Genomic DNA, 15,160 nt, shown 5'->3' with positions numbered 1-15,160 from the left:
TCCTCAATTAGCTGTGACGATTTCAACAACGGCTTTGTCTTTGAGGTTTTGGTGCCCGGTTACCACCACTTTTTCAGTGCCAGTAAGGCCTTTGATAACTTCAACGAAGTTTCCTTCTTGGTAGCCAACTGTAATCGCAATTTTGTTTGCGATACCGTCTTCGTCTACCACAAATACATTGGTTTTATCGTCAATGGCCAGCAGTGCTTTGCGAGGCAACAAAGTCGCATCAAGGTGGGTGTCATAATTTAAACTGACTTGAGAGAACATGCCTGCTTTCAATAAATTATTTTCGTTTGGTACTCTAAGGGTAACTTTAAAAGTCCCGGTTTTTGAATCAATGACCGGACTGATACGCTCAACATAAGCATTGATTGTTGTATTCGAAAGCGCTGATAAAAGTAAGCTTGCTGGTTGGTCTTTGTGCACCCGAGACAATTCTTTTTCCGGTAAATAGACAATTCCGTAGAGTTGTTTTTGTTGCACAATATGAAACATACGCTCGCGCTGGAACGATTCGGTTAGGTTACCCACTTTAGCGTTTCGTTCGGCGATATAACCGCTGATAGGTGCAACTATGGTTGCTTCTTTCAAATCGAGTTTAGCCAAAGCCAGTGTTGCTTTGGCTGATTCATACTGTGCAGTAAGCTTGTCGTAAGTATCATCACTTATCAGTTTTTTATGATAAACCTTATTGACTTTCGCAAGCTCTTTTTCGATACCTTGTAAATCTGCTGCTGCTCGCAACAAGTTTAGTTCGTAACGTTCGGGATCTAATTTCGCTAAAACTTGACCTTTTTCAACGTAATCACCTTCTTCAACTAATATTTGATCAATTATTCCCGATGCGCGGGCAACAACAAATGCTTCTTCTTTAGCTTCTAATACTGCTGTTGTTGCATAATTGGAGGAAATATTACCGCGCTCTAAATTTTTCACTTCAACAGGAATAGGGATGACTTTTACCTGTTCAGTTTCTTGCTGGTCATTTTTATTGGCTTCTGCCTGTCCACAGGCTGTTAATAAAAAACTTGAGCAAATAAAAGCTGCCAGTGATAACTGCTTTATTGTTGAGCGTGAAATTGAAGCGTGGTTGTTGTAATTATGCGCGTCCATTGTATTTTCCAAATTTAACCAAATATTTTAAGTGAATATCGTCACGACACTGTTTAGTGAGTCGTATTTAATGACCGTTCTATTTACTAGACTAAGCACTCACTGTGCCATTGATTAAAATCCATATAAATCAATTAGATATAGAGATGGATTGTGGTTTTTTGTGAATTTGATTAACTGTATTTGGTGAAATTTACTAAAAATTAGTTGATTTATTACTAGCTGAGAGACGCTGCCATGCAATAAACCGCGCTCTTTATTGAAAAATAAATAACCCCTTTTAAAATTCTATTCGTTGGTACTGATAACTATGTGTAAAAGGAATAAAAATGAACACTATTAAATCAGACAATTCAACGACTACTCGCTCTATCGATTTAACGCTTAAAAACAGATTTAAACTGCGTAGATTTAGCTATTTATTAACCTCTACAGTTATCGCTTTTAGTCTTGCCGCTTGTTCGTCTACAGAAAGCGATAATCAAGTCAAACAGGCGAAGCACAGAGCTGAAGCTGAAGCTGAAGCTGAAGCTGAAAAAATTATGATGACCGCACAACGAGCTGAAGCGCAAGGAAAATTACATAGTCGCCAGCGACATGAATCTCAGCTGTTCGCAATGGCTGACTTATCTGTAGCCACTTCTCCTGGATATTATCCTCCTCAAGTGCCAGCGCCAGGGAACCCTGCTTATACAGAAAACTATCAACATGAAGAAGAAAACCAGGTTTTTACCACCAGTAATAATCCAGTTTCAACATTTTCAATTGATGTGGACACAGGTAGCTACAGCAATGCTAGACGAATGTTAAACCAAGGATGGCTGCCACCGGCAGACGCTGTTCGGATTGAAGAATTCGTAAATTATTTTGATTATCAGTATCCAGTGGCTGAAGAATCCTCTCATCCTTTTGTGATTGATACGCAGGTTTCAAATTCGCCTTGGAATCAAGGCCGTAAGTTGATGCGAATTGGTTTAAAAGCCCATGCTTTAAATGATAAATCCGAAAAGCAACTTGAGGCTAGCAATAAAAACCTAGTGTTCTTATTGGATGTTTCTGGCTCTATGAATTCTGCGAATAAATTACCTTTGGTTAAGCGTGCTCTGATGATGTTAACCAATCAATTGACAGAAAACGATAGTGTAGCCATCGTGGTTTATGCCGGAGCATCTGGTGTAGTACTTGAGCCTACCAAAGCCAATCAGAGTGTAAAAATAGAACAAGCGCTAAACCGCCTATCCGCTGGTGGATCAACCAATGGTGGAGAGGGTATTGAGCTTGCTTATAAATTAGCTAAACAAGCATTTAAGGAAAATGGTGTGAATCGTGTGATTTTAGCTACTGACGGCGATTTTAATGTTGGCAGGGTCAATCATCAGCAATTAATTGAATTAGTTGAAAAACAAAAAGAGCAAGGAATTGAACTCACCACCTTAGGTTTTGGACAAGGTAATTATAATGACCACTTGATGGAGCAATTAGCGGATAAAGGCAATGGCAATTACGCTTATATAGATACGTTGCTTGAAGCGCGAAAAGTATTAGTTGAAGAATTAGATGCTACTTTACAATCGGTTGCCCGAGACGTGAAAATTCAGGTCGAGTTTAATCCTAATACGGTGGCGGAATATCGTTTAATTGGCTATGAAAATCGTCGCTTAAATAAAGACGATTTCAATAATGATAAAGTCGATGCGGGGGAAATCGGAGCTGGCCATACTGTTACAGCATTTTACGAAATCGTATTGCAAGATGGCGCTAAATTTAATGACGATTTACGCTATCAACAGACCCATAAAAATGCCGCAGCTAGTCTGAATAATGAATTGGCCCATGTAAAGTTGCGTTATAAACCTATGGACAACGACACTAGTATCCTAATCGACCAAGTTATTGAAAAACAAAATGTTACTGATTTTGATGCACAATCCATGGATTTTAAATTTGCAACTTCTGTTGTTGGCTTTGCTCAATTGTTGAAAAATAGTAAATACACCCAAAATTTAGATTTTGAAAAGGTGATTGAGCTTGCTAATAACAACAAAGGTAAGGATGATTACGGCTATCGTGCTGAGTTTGTTTCTTTGGTGAGAATGGCAAAAACCTTACAGTCGGAAACTTCTCGTTCGGTTGCCACTCAAGAACAAAAGCAAAACTAAGAAAATAAGGCGCAGACGTCAAGGTTTGCCAAGTCTTATTCATTATTTAAGGAAGATGGACGCGTTTGAATCAAGTAGTAGATGAAGAATTGCTTAAACGATTTGCAGATGGAGATTCGGCATCGTTTGAGCTTTTATATGAACGTCATAGAGGCGGCTTGTATCGCTATATGCTGCGTCAATTAAAAGATCAGCAATTAGCAGAAGATTTATTTCAGGACACCTGGAGTAAAGTGATAGTGAATGCTGAGTCGTTTGAGCCAAACGCTAAATTTTCCACTTGGTTATATACAATGGCACGAAATAGAGTGGTTGACCAAATAAGACATTTGCGCATTGTCGATAAGCTGATTGACGATAGCGCCGATGAGGTAGATAGCCAACTTGGTGCCAATCAAATTGAGCAAAATATACTAGAAAAAACGCTGCAAGCTGATAAGCAAAGCATGTTTTTAAAAGACTGTATGCAAAAGTTACCTGTCAACTTGCTGGAAGTATTTTTACTCAAAGAAGAGTCGACTATGACGGTGAAACAAATTGCAGAAGTAATTGATTCTTCTCATGAAGCAACTAAAAGCCGTTTACGTTATGCCTACGGTCAGTTAAAACAATGTTTATCTAAAAAAATGCCTGATTGGGTAAGTAGTGGTGAAGGTCATGAGTAATAAAAATCAAGCTAAAAATGAGAATATTACTGATCCTGATGTGAGTGTCGTATATCAGGCACAGGAAAAACCAGTACCGACTGCAGCATTGGATAAGCGCATATTGGAACTCGCCAAACAACAAGCAAGTGATAAGGTGGTTGATGTAAAAGCGCCAGTAGCAAAATGGCGAAAATGGCAATGGCCAACTTCCATTGCCGCTTCAGTGATGTTTATTAGCTTAGTGGTATACAATCAATATGATCGTTTTGATCCTATGTTGACAAAAGCGCCGGAGCTAAGGGTTGATACTTATGATATTGCAGACCAAGCTACATTGGACAATGAACAATTGACAAAAAAATCAAAACTAGAAATTCGTGAACTTAGCAGCCCACCAGTTTCATCCAGAATGGCCTCAGAGCCACTGCTAGATAAAAGTGAGTTTGTGCGAGATTCTGTAGAGGAGCCTGAGCGAGCCCAATATGCTGAAAAAGAAGCATTAACTTTAGCTGCAAAAGCTATGGATAATGTTGAGATTGAGCCTTTATCATTTGAGCTTGAAATGCCCCTTGAGGTTGATGTTGAACAACAAATTCCTGCAGATATTGTGTTAACTCAAGAAGCTGCAACTGAACAAGCATTTAAACAAGCAGAGTTGATTGCCAAACAACAAAAATCACAGTTAGCAAAAAGAGAACATCAAGGTCAAACGAGGCTGTCTTTAATTGAATCAAGCTCAATGTTTAACGACAATCAACCCTCAACATCTAAAATGCAGGTTAATACCGAATATCTTGATAGCCTGTTAAAGCAACTTGAAGAACATAGTGCACCGAAAAACAAGAACGCAGATAAAATCCAATCTCTTAGTCAGTTGCAGAATGATATTTTTGATTATCTATCACTACTTAAGATGGCCGATCCATTAGTTGAAATAGACCCAAAATATTTACAAGTGTTAACTGAAGAGCAAAACAAGAAATTAAGTGAGTAGATGTGCATTGGCAACGTTGGATAAGGATATAGGAATTGCTTGAATTGGAGAGATTGAGGCAATTGATAATCTTAGCGACATCTTTTTGGAGAAACAGAACCGCGTTTAATCTCACATCTGTTCGCCACGTCTTGTAAGCGTCAATGGGCGCTCAGTTATGCAATTTTAAGAGCTGTTTTGGGGTGAAATTTAAGTGATTTTTAGCTCAACAGCTTCTATGTTTCCAATCTTTTTCAGATGTTAATGAATAAAATTCTAAAGGTCGTTAAAGGGCTTGATATCTTCTATACTCAGACATGCTGAAGCAGCTGCGCGTTGAATTAATTGTTCGCAGATTGATTTACTCGTGACTCTACTTAATTCTCAATAGGAGCAATGTGATGAGCGACAAAAAATGCCCATATCAACCAACAGACCTAACTACCAATGGTGGAGCACCGGTTGTTGATAATCAAAATAGTCTGACGGCTGGTAAGCGCGGACCTGTGCTAGCCCAAGATCTTTGGTTAAATGAAAAGCTTGCGAATTTTGTGCGTGAAGTTATCCCGGAACGACGCATGCATGCTAAGGGTTCTGGTGCATATGGTACTTTTACGGTTACCCATGATATTAGCCAATATACTCGTGCCAAAATATTTAGTGAGGTAGGTAAAAAAACCGAAATGTTTGCTCGTTTTAGTACAGTAGCGGGTGAGCGTGGAGCTGCCGATGCCGAACGTGATATTCGCGGTTTTGCCTTAAAGTTTTATACCGAAGAAGGGATTTGGGATATGGTTGGTAATAATACCCCTGTATTCTTTTTACGTGATCCTCTCAAATTCCCAGATTTGAATAAAGCGGTTAAACGAGATCCTCGTACCAATATGCGCTCAGCTACTAATAATTGGGATTTTTGGACGTTGCTTCCAGAAGCCTTGCATCAAGTTACTATTGTGATGAGTGATCGCGGTATTCCAGCCTCTTATAGGCACATGCATGGCTTTGGCTCGCATACTTACAGTTTTTGGAATGACGCCGGTGAGCGATATTGGGTCAAATTCCATTTTCGCACTCAACAAGGCATCAAAAACTTAACTGATGCGGAAGCCGCTGAAGTTGTCGCTATGGATCGGGAAAGCAATCAAAAAGATCTTTACGAGTCTATTGAGCGAGGGGATTTCCCTAAGTGGAAGATGTATGTGCAAATTATGCCAGAAATAGAAGCTGATAAAGTTCCTTACCATCCATTTGATCTCACTAAAGTGTGGCCAAAGGGCGATTATCCACTTATTGAGGTCGGTGAATTTGAGTTGAACAAAAATGCTGAAAATTACTTTGCGGATGTTGAACAAGCGGCATTTGCTCCAAGCAATTTAGTGCCAGGTATCAGTGTATCACCTGACCGCATGCTGCAGGCGCGTTTAATCAACTACGCGGATGCTCAGCGTTATCGAGTGGGTGTTAATCATAATCAGATTCCTGTTAACAAACCGCGTTGTCCTGTAAATAGTAATGCCCGTGATGGTGAAGGCCGTGTAGATGGCAACTATGGTGACAAACCACACTATGAACCTAATAGCTTTAATCAATGGCAGGAGCAGCAACAATTTGCTGAGCCACCTCTTAAAATCGATGGTTATGCTAAACGCTATGATTTTCGTGAAGATGATGATGACTATTTTAGTCAGCCACGTTTATTGTTTAATTTGATGAATGACGAACAAAAACAAGCGCTTTTTGAAAACACGGCTAGACAAATGGGGGATATTTTTGATTTTATCAAATATCGTCATATTCGAAACTGTAACCAGTGTCACCCAGCCTATGGAGAGGGCATTGCTAAAGCCCTAGGATTAACGGTAGAGGATGCAATAAAAGCACGAGAAGCGGATCCTGCTCTTCATTTACCTAGCTGTTTATAAATAACTGTTTTTTGCTCAATAACAAACACCGTTTTTAGCGGTGTTTTTTTACAATTGGACAGGCATAATTTATTTTTTACAATTGGACATGCATTTTTTACAAAAAAAATAAATAGACAAAAAAAAATAAAATAAATAGACAGTCATGAAAAATAAATAGACAGTCATTACTAGTCATCTACCGATTTGACGAGATTAATTAACGCTTAGGAGCAATTTAATGGGTGCGAAAATTAGAATTTTTGATAAAAATAGATAAAAACTGGTTTTTACGCTGCTATACCCGATTGAAATTCAGCCGTCGTACCGCATTTCATCTGCGGGGACCTTTAAGCCATAAATTTAGGTTTTTTGAGCTCTTTAAAGCTTCATCCTAACCGTATTTCTGTCGACGTCGGCGTTTATATTTGTTGAGGGTATTGATTTGACCTGCGACCACACTAAACGATGTTTCAAAACTTGAGAATAAACATTGCCAGGATTTTTCATCCAAACCAAGTCGTTGTAAAATGGGGGATTCATCAATATCTATTGAGCCACTTTTGTTGGGATGCAGGCTACGTCCTGATAGGTCGACTAATTTTAGATAGTCGATGAGATTAAATGTCAGTCCAGGTGGTTGAGGTTGTGTAGGATTGCCCACAAAAGGCATTAAAGTTGTTGGCTGTTTTCCTTTTTTGAAATCGCGTATGCGTCGTTTAATACTCGTGTGCTCTGAAGTTTCAGGAGTACTGGCTAACTTGGCACGGATAGGATTTAAGTCCACATAAACCATACACGCCGCTACTGCGTGCTCATCTAATAAAGCTTGAGATTTAAAGCGTCCTTCCCAGAAATGGCCAGTGCATTGTCTTCGTGGTTGGCTTTTCGCGCAATGGGCTCGTTAAGCTCTCGCATAAACCAACTGATATCGGTCAAGCGCTGTCGATAGATGGATAACGTAGCGTGTAAAGTGGTCCGCTGCGCATCGGTGAGCAGCGGCGAATCGGTACTCATGAACTTTTGGGTTAACAATGTTCCCTTGTGGAGTTTATGCCATCTTGAACACACTTGTTTATCAGTCCAGTCATTGGCTTTTTCTACATTCACATGCAATACCACATGGGAATGGTTGCTCATAATCGCAAAGGCACAGACTTCAATAGAAAAGACAGTGGACAAAAACAGTAACCTATCTTCAACCCATTGACGGCGATGCTCGAAACTTTTTCCTGTGAATTTATCTTCCCCGCACAAATATGCTCGGCGTACACAGCGAGAAACGCAGTGGTAGTAGGGGGTATCTGTCAAACAGATTTGACGCTTCCTTGCTAAGGGCATTGTTCTTCCTTATGAACCTTATACCTATAGCTTAGTTGATAGTGTCAAAGTGCTAGTCTAGTTTGTGGCTGTCTAAATACGAGATGTTTTAGATATTGTGGCTGTCTAAATATTAGTGTACTAGTCTAGTTTGTGGCTGTCTAAATATTAGTGGCTGTCTAAATATTAGATATTACTAGTCTACTCCTTTACTGGAATGTCTTGGAGTAACTTTATAATTGCGCTGTTGTTGTTCAGGTTAGCTAAATCTATTAGGTAGCTTTTTTCGAGTTCTTGCATTGGATGTCCACAGATAAGATCTTTTATGGTTTGAACTTCACCATTTACAATTGCGGTTTTAAGGGCTGCAAAGTGGGCAATGCTATTATCATTTTGATTCGATGTGCTAGATGTCATTTGTTGTCCTCCAATTTATATTCAAATATTAACCTAGCATATCAATCTGTGTATTAACAATTTCCTCTTCATGCCTTACGACGCATATTCTCAAACAGAGATGGTTCCCAAGGTCGCATTGCCATCAGTATGCCCATGTGTTGACGCTTCGCTAGCGGTAACGCGGCATCTTCTTGGTTGAGGTCAGATGCTTCTTTCGTGAGTTGGTTTAATTTACGCTGAATTATTTCTATTGATGTTTGTGAATATCTACCACGGATATATAATCTAAAATTCCATTTTTCATCTTTTTTGGGAGCCATAAACTTAACCATGACTTCTTGTTCCATGAACTTTTCCAAAGGTCCACCCGGTATCCATCTGAAGTCTTGAGCGATTAAGGTCTTATAATGGTTATTGGGCAACAAACTGATAATTTTAAGCTTGTCCAATTTCGCTAATAGACGAGTGCATTCGAATTGATCAATATCGTAATGTTCAATTAACTCATTATAAGTCCACGAGTCCCGCACACAAACTGCCACTAACAATAGTTTAGGGTCAGCGAGTAATTGTTTTTCCTGCTCAACTGTTAGCTGACTGAGTTTGTCTGTTTGTTGTTGGGCAACAGAAAATAGATCGGATAGTGATATTTGTAGCACATCGCATATTTCTTCTAAACGCTCCAATGTAAAACTGTTGGTTGAAAATATACGTTTTATATTGGCCTCACTCATGGCTAATTTCTGAGCTAGATCGCGATAGGTAACTTGTTGCTGTTTTAAAAGTTGCTTGAGTGTTTTGCTAACTAGTCCAATTTGACTCATGGTTACTCTTTAGTATTGAATTAATAAACTATTGGTTGAGTTTTAGTATACATAAAACAACTTTGTTTACATAGGGTATACCTTTTTACTATTGTTTATCTCGTTCACAACAAACAGGAAAAACAATATGAAACGTTTAACAACTGCATTAATTATTATTTTATCGGCGTCATCGCTAAACGTATATGCAAATGGATCCGCTCACCATAGTGGTCAAGCGAGTAAACATTCTGCATTGGCAGCATCAGAAGGCGTAGCCTCTACAGCGAAAGTGGCAAGCGTTGTGATGGTAACGCCGGTGATTGTCGCCGGTGGCGTGAGCTTAGTCGCTGGAAGTGTTGTTGCCGAAGCCGGAGACGCATTGAGTGATAGCGCAAGAGCTTCACACGCGACTTCTCATCACCAGCATCAACATACGTTGGTTATAACAGAACATACAATCACCGCTGATCCTGCTCCAATCCAGGTGATTAACGAAAAATAAATTAAAACTAGCAATATGAGTCTTGTCATTAAAGTTATTAGGAGAGTAGGGAAATGAAAATTAGCGCATTGTATATATTCATCGTTGTTAGCATTTTTAGTTTTACCGTGCCCAATGCTTTGGCGGGAAGCCAAAGTGATGCACCCAATCAGCATGAGCCAGAAGAAATTGTAAAGTTCGCTAAAGATGTTGAAAAATATGCGGCATCAAAAGGCGCTCGAGCATTTATCATCGCCAGAGTAGGCAGACCAGAGAAAGATTTGCCTAAAGGAATTAAGTTCACGCATACCGCCATTGCCTTGTATTCAAATATCACCTTAGATAGTGGTGAAGTTGTGCAAGGTTATGCAATTCATAACCTTTATCAACAAAACGGAAAAGCGGATAAAAGTGAGCTAGTCGTTGACTATCCCGTAGACTTCTTTTGGGGAGTACATGAGTTATCTGCAGGAATTTTAATTCCTAATATGGAAGTTCAACAGAAATTAATAGACTTGATCGGTTCAGGTAAAGATAAAACCTTGCATAACCCCAACTATTCGGTCATTGCTAATCCGTTCAATTCGATCTTTCAAAATTGCACTGAGTATACACTCGATTTGCTTAACTCGGCTATTTACAACACTCAGGATGTCGCGCAATTAAAGGTCAACGCAAAAGCACACTTTCAAGCACAACGAGTGAGAACCAGTCCATTTAAATTACTATTAGGATCTATGTTTATGGATGATGTCACCACCAAAGATCACAGTGGAAAAGTATATACCACTACGTTTACAACCATTGGTCAGTATCTACGTCAAAATGAACTCGCCAGCGAATTTGTTACTTATTCAGCATCTGGAGACATAAACACATTGTAAAGTATAATATTAATAAACTTTAAGGCTTGAAATAATCAACATTTTATAACTGGGTTTATCATTAGTGTTTTTGAAGGCAAACTGCATTCATACTTTCAGCAACACTCGAAACAAGTGAGAATAATCATGACAACACAAACGTTAAATACTGCATTACAAGCTCCAACTAAATCTTATACTTATGCCGCGGTTGCAGCATTAATCATTGGCATAGGGGCTTACGGTGTGGGACTTTTTAACGCACAAATGTTACTCAATGAAAAAGGCTACTATTTGATAACCTTACTTTATGGTTTGTTTTCAATAGTATCATTGCAAAAAAACGTGCGAGACAAAGCTGAAGGCATTAACACTTCTTCAATTTACGGAAGCCTATCTTGGATATCAACAGGGTTAGCCATAGCACTGTTGGTGATTGGGTTGATTAATGCTGATTTATTATTAAGTGAAAAGGGATTCTACGCTATGGCATATACATTGAGTTTGTTTGCTGCTGTTACGGTTCAGAAAAATGTTCGGGATAAACAAGCTGCGACAAATGAAGGAATTGAAAATACCGTGAAAAATAAACAAACCTCAGAATTAGCCGCAGAATAATCTGCGATCTAGCAAGGTATTAAAGCCTGTTTAGTCACTAAACAGGCTTTTTCAGTTTATAACTCTTCAACTCTATATGACGTGGTAATGTTCACATTGCCTGCTAACATCAACATCACTGAACAATATTTTTCACATGATAGCTGCACCGCGCGAGCTAAATGTTTATCACTTATTTTTTCACCGCTAACCACATATTCGGCATGAATATCTGTAAATACTTTCGGGGCTGATTCGGCGCGAGTGGCTTTGAGTTCACATCGACAACTACGTAAAGGCAGACGAGATTTTTTCATGATCTCCACCACATCAACTGAAGAACAAGCACCTACCGATAATAAGACAGTTTCCATCGGAGTTAATTGCTCGCCATTTCCGTCTAATTGAAGGGTTTTTCCTGAGTCGGTTTCACAATCAAACAGCATATCTTTTTGCCAGGTAACAGTCGCCTGCATTACATGTTCCTTATTCATATCGTAAGAGCTTTACTTTACGAGAGTGATTTTATTTTTGTCGATTAAAATTCGTTTTTGCTTAAACAATGAGCCTAGCGCTTTTTTATAAGCATTTTTACTGGCGCCAAAACGCTGAGTTATTTCATGAGGTGGGCTTTTGTCTGTTAAGGTTGAAAGACCGTCATGGGCAATCAAATCGTCGATGATCAAATCGGTTAACTCTTTTCTGGCGCGCTCACTATGGAATTGAAAACATAAATCTATTTTGCCATCTTCGCGAATGCGTTTCACAAAACCTTTCATCTTTTGGCCAGTACGAATTGGTTTAAAGACCTCATCTTTAAAAATCAAACCGAGATGGGTACCATTAATTACGGCTTTGTAGCCTAAATCAGTGCGGCCACAAATAATTAAATCTGCTTCTACGCCGGCTTTAAGGTCGTGGCCGTCCTCGGTTAAAAAATCACGAAGCTTGGTGGATGCAGCAAGTCGTCCAGTTTCCGGATCCTCAAAAACATATACAACGTATTCGATACCTTCTGACATTGGTCGTTCTTGTTCACTAAACGGCACCAATAGATCTTTTTCCAATCCCCAATCTAAAAATGCGCCAACACGGGTCAGGCTTTTTACTTTTAGTACCGCCACTTCATTTACTTGGGCGAGGGGAATTTTTGAGGTCGCAATAATACGATCTTCGCTGTCATGGTAGATAAACACATCGACCATTTGACCTACTTCACAGCCTTCAGGGGCAGAGCCATTTGGCAATAAAATACGCTCTACTTGCGAACCATCGAGATAAAATCCAAAGGGTAATTTGTCAACCACTTCTAAGTGATTCATTTTTCCAATTTGTAGCATACACCTGACTTTTTTTAAGAATGAAGTAAACTAGCGAATCTCGGTCGTGATCTTGGTGAAAATCTTCATTTGGAATTCGCCTTAGATCATCATTATATCTGAATTTACTAGGAGCAATAAGCGCTTGATCAAACTAAATTGTGACTTAGGCGAAAGTTATGGCGCGTGGCGCATGCCACATGATGATTTGATCATGCCATATGTTGATATGGCAAATATTGCCTGCGGTTTTCATAGTGGCGATCCGCAAGCCATTCAATCAGCCATACAATCCGCTAAAAAACATAATGTAAAAATAGGGGCACACCCTTCCTATCCAGACTTACAGGGTTTTGGCCGTCGGAGTATGGCGCTAACTGAAACTGAGCTTATTCCACTCATGCATTATCAAATAGCGGCATTAGAGGGCATGGCAAAACTACAATCTAAAACCGTTGATTATGTGAAACCTCATGGCGCTTTATACAATGACATGATGGCCAGTAAAGGTTTATTTGAGACAGTTTTAAAAGCCCTGAGCAGTTATTCCGAAAGATTAATATTAGTTATTCAAGCCGTGTCTAATTGGCAATCCTATCAACAATTAGCTGATCAATATAAAATTGAACTTCAATATGAAGCCTTTGCAGATAGGCGTTATGCAGACACGGGCTTACTGTTATCCCGCGCTAAACCTGGCGCAGTGTTGCAGTTAAATGATATGTTTTCGCAAGTGAGAAGAATGGTTGAGCGTCAAGAAGTGGTATCTGCTACTGGACAAATTTTACCATTAAAAATTGATACTCTGTGTGTACATGGTGATAGTGCAGGGGCAGCAGAGGCTGTTAAACACATACGTGAATTATTGTCCTAATGTTTCCGATTGAACCAATCAAAATAGATGTCGCCAGCGAAAATGCGCTTATCGTGTATTTTGCAGGGGCAACATTGAATCGTAAAAATCAACAGGTGAGTATGTTTGTGCATTTATTGGAACAAGCAAATTCGCCTTGGTTGTTAGATGTGATTCCTGCTTACCACTCTGTACTGATTACCTTTGATATTTTGCAAACCGATTATTTTGCAGTAAAAGCTCGAATAATCGAATTGGTGAAAGCTTTAAAAGATGGCCAAACAAAACAAATATTTGCGAACCAAGAGACGAACATTGTGGAGCTGCCCGTTTGTTATGGGTTGAGCGAAGATAACGATTTGCAGCGGATCGCGGACCACAATCAGATCACGGTCGAACAAGTTATTCAGTTTCATCAACAAAATAGTTATCGTGTTTATTGTTTAGGGTTTTCTCCTGGTTTTGCATTTCTAGGAGAAACCGATGCAAAAATCGCAACGCCTAGACTAACCACTCCTCGCAAACAAGTGCCTAAAGGTGCTGTGGCTATCGCTGACAGACAAACTGCTGTTTATCCAAATGTCTCACCGGGTGGATGGAATATCGTCGGTGTGTGTCCATTAGCGTTATTTGTTCCAGAGCGAGCTTCACCATCGCCTTTTAAAGTGGGTGATACGGTTAGATTTAAGGAAATTAGTGAACACAAGTATTACCAGTTGTTGGAGGCAAATAGGTGACTGACTTTGTTGAGGTAATAGCGACCGGATTGCAAAGCATATTAGTGGATTCAGGTCGCAGCGGTTATCAGCACCTTGGAATTACCACAGGCGGTCCAGCAGATCGTCGTAGTTGCTTGTGGGCTAATTGGCTTTGTAACAATCAAAATATAGCCGCCAGCATTGAAGTCATAGGTTGCGGGTTTAGCCTCAAAGCACATTCTTATTGTGAAGTGGCTATTACCGGCGCAGCAACACAGATCACGATTAATGGCCTAAGTTATAGTCCTTGGCGCAGTTTTGCATTAGATGCTGGCGATTCTTTAACGATTAACAAAGCGGATAATGGACTGCGCAGCTATGTTGCAATCCAACAAGGTTTTCGAGTCCCAGAAACATTTGGGAGCTGTACAACAGTCACAAGAGATAGGTTAGGGGGATTAACTCAAGACGGGCAACCTTTGAAACAAGGCGATCGAATTGCATTCTATAGTCAAACTCATGCCATTCACCCCGTAACCGCAAAAATCGCTCCTCTTGAAGCACAAAGAAATGCTATTGTTGACCCTTACAGTGAATTGACCTTGCGTTTAATCGAGGGTTATCAAATTGATGATTTTACACCTACGGCACTTAAACAATTTTATCTTAATCAATATGTTGTAAGCCCTGACTCAAGTCGGATGGCCACCAAATTAACGGGTAATCCTATCAAAGCGCCGAACAAGCCTATGTTATCTGAAGGTATTACCCGAGGGGCTGTGCAAATTCCTCAACAAGGTTTACCAATTATAATGTTGGATGATCGGCAAACTGTGGGTGGCTATTTTAAAGTCGGTAGTGTGTTATCCATTGATTGTGATTTATTGTCACAAGCAACACCTGGTTGCAGAGTCACTTTTTCACCAATTGATATTCATACTGCGCACAACTTGGTTAATTTAGCTGAGGTTAAGCACGCAAATCTGTTCACTCAAATTAATTTTAATTAATACATTTTTGGCCAGAAT

15 protein-coding genes and 1 pseudogene are annotated in these 15,160 nt (G+C 39.6%); 10 read left to right on the top strand and 6 right to left on the bottom strand.

Annotation, left to right across the window (positions count from 1 at the left end):
* Positions 1-3: 3 nt before the first annotated feature.
* Positions 4-1,116, bottom strand: a complete 1,113-nt coding sequence (locus tag VUI23_RS12015; RefSeq protein WP_342804513.1) for an efflux RND transporter periplasmic adaptor subunit — start codon at positions 1,114-1,116, stop codon at positions 4-6.
* Positions 1,117-1,445: 329 nt separating this feature from the next.
* Here VUI23_RS12015 and VUI23_RS12010 point away from each other — a divergent pair, with 329 nt between their 5' ends.
* From VUI23_RS12010 to VUI23_RS11995, 4 genes are all read left to right on the top strand, one after another.
* The gene (locus VUI23_RS12010) at positions 1,446-3,275 is read left to right on the top strand and encodes a VWA domain-containing protein (protein WP_342804512.1); all 1,830 of its coding nucleotides are present in this window, start codon (positions 1,446-1,448) and stop codon (positions 3,273-3,275) included.
* A gap of 65 nt (positions 3,276-3,340) precedes the next feature.
* On the top strand, positions 3,341-3,940 hold the full coding sequence (locus VUI23_RS12005; RefSeq protein WP_342804511.1) for a sigma-70 family RNA polymerase sigma factor: 600 nt from the start codon (positions 3,341-3,343) through the stop codon (positions 3,938-3,940).
* Entirely contained in the window at positions 3,933-4,916 is a 984-nt protein-coding gene (locus tag VUI23_RS12000; RefSeq protein WP_303500769.1) for a hypothetical protein, read from the top strand. The genes VUI23_RS12005 and VUI23_RS12000 overlap by 8 nt, the downstream gene beginning before the upstream one ends.
* Positions 4,917-5,296: 380 nt before the next feature.
* Positions 5,297-6,817 (top strand): catalase, encoded by a 1,521-nt coding sequence (locus VUI23_RS11995; protein WP_342804510.1) that lies wholly within the window; start codon positions 5,297-5,299, stop codon positions 6,815-6,817.
* Positions 6,818-7,190: 373 nt separating this feature from the next.
* Here the strand turns inward: VUI23_RS11995 and VUI23_RS11990 are convergent.
* From VUI23_RS11990 to VUI23_RS11980, 3 genes and pseudogenes are all read right to left on the bottom strand, one after another.
* A pseudogene (locus VUI23_RS11990) lies at positions 7,191-8,137 on the bottom strand (transposase).
* A 180-nt stretch (positions 8,138-8,317) separates the two neighbouring features.
* Entirely contained in the window at positions 8,318-8,533 is a 216-nt protein-coding gene (locus VUI23_RS11985; protein ID WP_216047526.1) for a hypothetical protein, read from the bottom strand.
* Positions 8,534-8,601: 68 nt separating this feature from the next.
* Positions 8,602-9,339 carry a helix-turn-helix transcriptional regulator gene (locus VUI23_RS11980; RefSeq protein WP_216047525.1) on the bottom strand — a complete coding sequence of 246 codons (738 nt, stop codon included), beginning with the start codon at positions 9,337-9,339 and terminating at the stop codon, positions 8,602-8,604.
* A gap of 127 nt (positions 9,340-9,466) precedes the next feature.
* Here VUI23_RS11980 and VUI23_RS11975 point away from each other — a divergent pair, with 127 nt between their 5' ends.
* The 3 genes from VUI23_RS11975 (at position 9,467) to yiaA (ending at position 11,283) form a co-directional block, all read left to right on the top strand.
* A complete protein-coding gene (locus VUI23_RS11975; RefSeq protein WP_342804509.1) occupies positions 9,467-9,823 on the top strand; it encodes a hypothetical protein in 357 nt (118 codons plus the stop codon).
* 53 nt (positions 9,824-9,876) lie between these two features.
* Positions 9,877-10,686, top strand: a complete 810-nt coding sequence (locus tag VUI23_RS11970; protein ID WP_342804508.1) for a DUF2145 domain-containing protein — start codon at positions 9,877-9,879, stop codon at positions 10,684-10,686.
* Between the two features lie 126 nt (positions 10,687-10,812).
* Complete coding sequence (gene yiaA, locus VUI23_RS11965) at positions 10,813-11,283, top strand: inner membrane protein YiaA (protein ID WP_216047522.1); 471 nt, start codon at positions 10,813-10,815, stop codon at positions 11,281-11,283.
* A 56-nt stretch (positions 11,284-11,339) separates the two neighbouring features.
* Here yiaA and VUI23_RS11960 read toward each other — a convergent pair whose 3' ends face one another.
* On the bottom strand, positions 11,340-11,738 hold the full coding sequence (locus VUI23_RS11960; RefSeq protein WP_216047521.1) for an OsmC family protein: 399 nt from the start codon (positions 11,736-11,738) through the stop codon (positions 11,340-11,342).
* Positions 11,739-11,768: 30 nt separating this feature from the next.
* Positions 11,769-12,584 (bottom strand): S1-like domain-containing RNA-binding protein, encoded by an 816-nt coding sequence (locus tag VUI23_RS11955; RefSeq protein WP_342804507.1) that lies wholly within the window; start codon positions 12,582-12,584, stop codon positions 11,769-11,771.
* A gap of 145 nt (positions 12,585-12,729) precedes the next feature.
* Here VUI23_RS11955 and VUI23_RS11950 point away from each other — a divergent pair, with 145 nt between their 5' ends.
* The 3 genes from VUI23_RS11950 to VUI23_RS11940 are packed head-to-tail and all read left to right on the top strand — an operon-like array spanning position 12,730 to position 15,142.
* The gene (locus VUI23_RS11950; protein WP_216047531.1) at positions 12,730-13,455 is read left to right on the top strand and encodes a 5-oxoprolinase subunit PxpA; all 726 of its coding nucleotides are present in this window, start codon (positions 12,730-12,732) and stop codon (positions 13,453-13,455) included.
* Complete coding sequence (gene pxpB / locus VUI23_RS11945) at positions 13,455-14,171, top strand: 5-oxoprolinase subunit PxpB (protein ID WP_342804506.1); 717 nt, start codon at positions 13,455-13,457, stop codon at positions 14,169-14,171. Before VUI23_RS11950 ends, pxpB begins: the two co-directional genes overlap by 1 nt.
* Complete coding sequence (locus VUI23_RS11940; protein ID WP_342804505.1) at positions 14,168-15,142, top strand: biotin-dependent carboxyltransferase family protein; 975 nt, start codon at positions 14,168-14,170, stop codon at positions 15,140-15,142. The genes pxpB and VUI23_RS11940 overlap by 4 nt, the downstream gene beginning before the upstream one ends.
* Positions 15,143-15,160: the final 18 nt, after the last annotated feature.

The organism is Alteromonas sp. M12 (genome assembly GCF_037478005.1).
GTDB classification, from domain to species: Bacteria; Pseudomonadota; Gammaproteobacteria; order Enterobacterales; family Alteromonadaceae; genus Aliiglaciecola; species Aliiglaciecola lipolytica_A.
The sequence above is the reverse complement of the archived record's forward strand: the minus strand, read 5'-3'. Positions and strand labels throughout refer to the sequence as shown.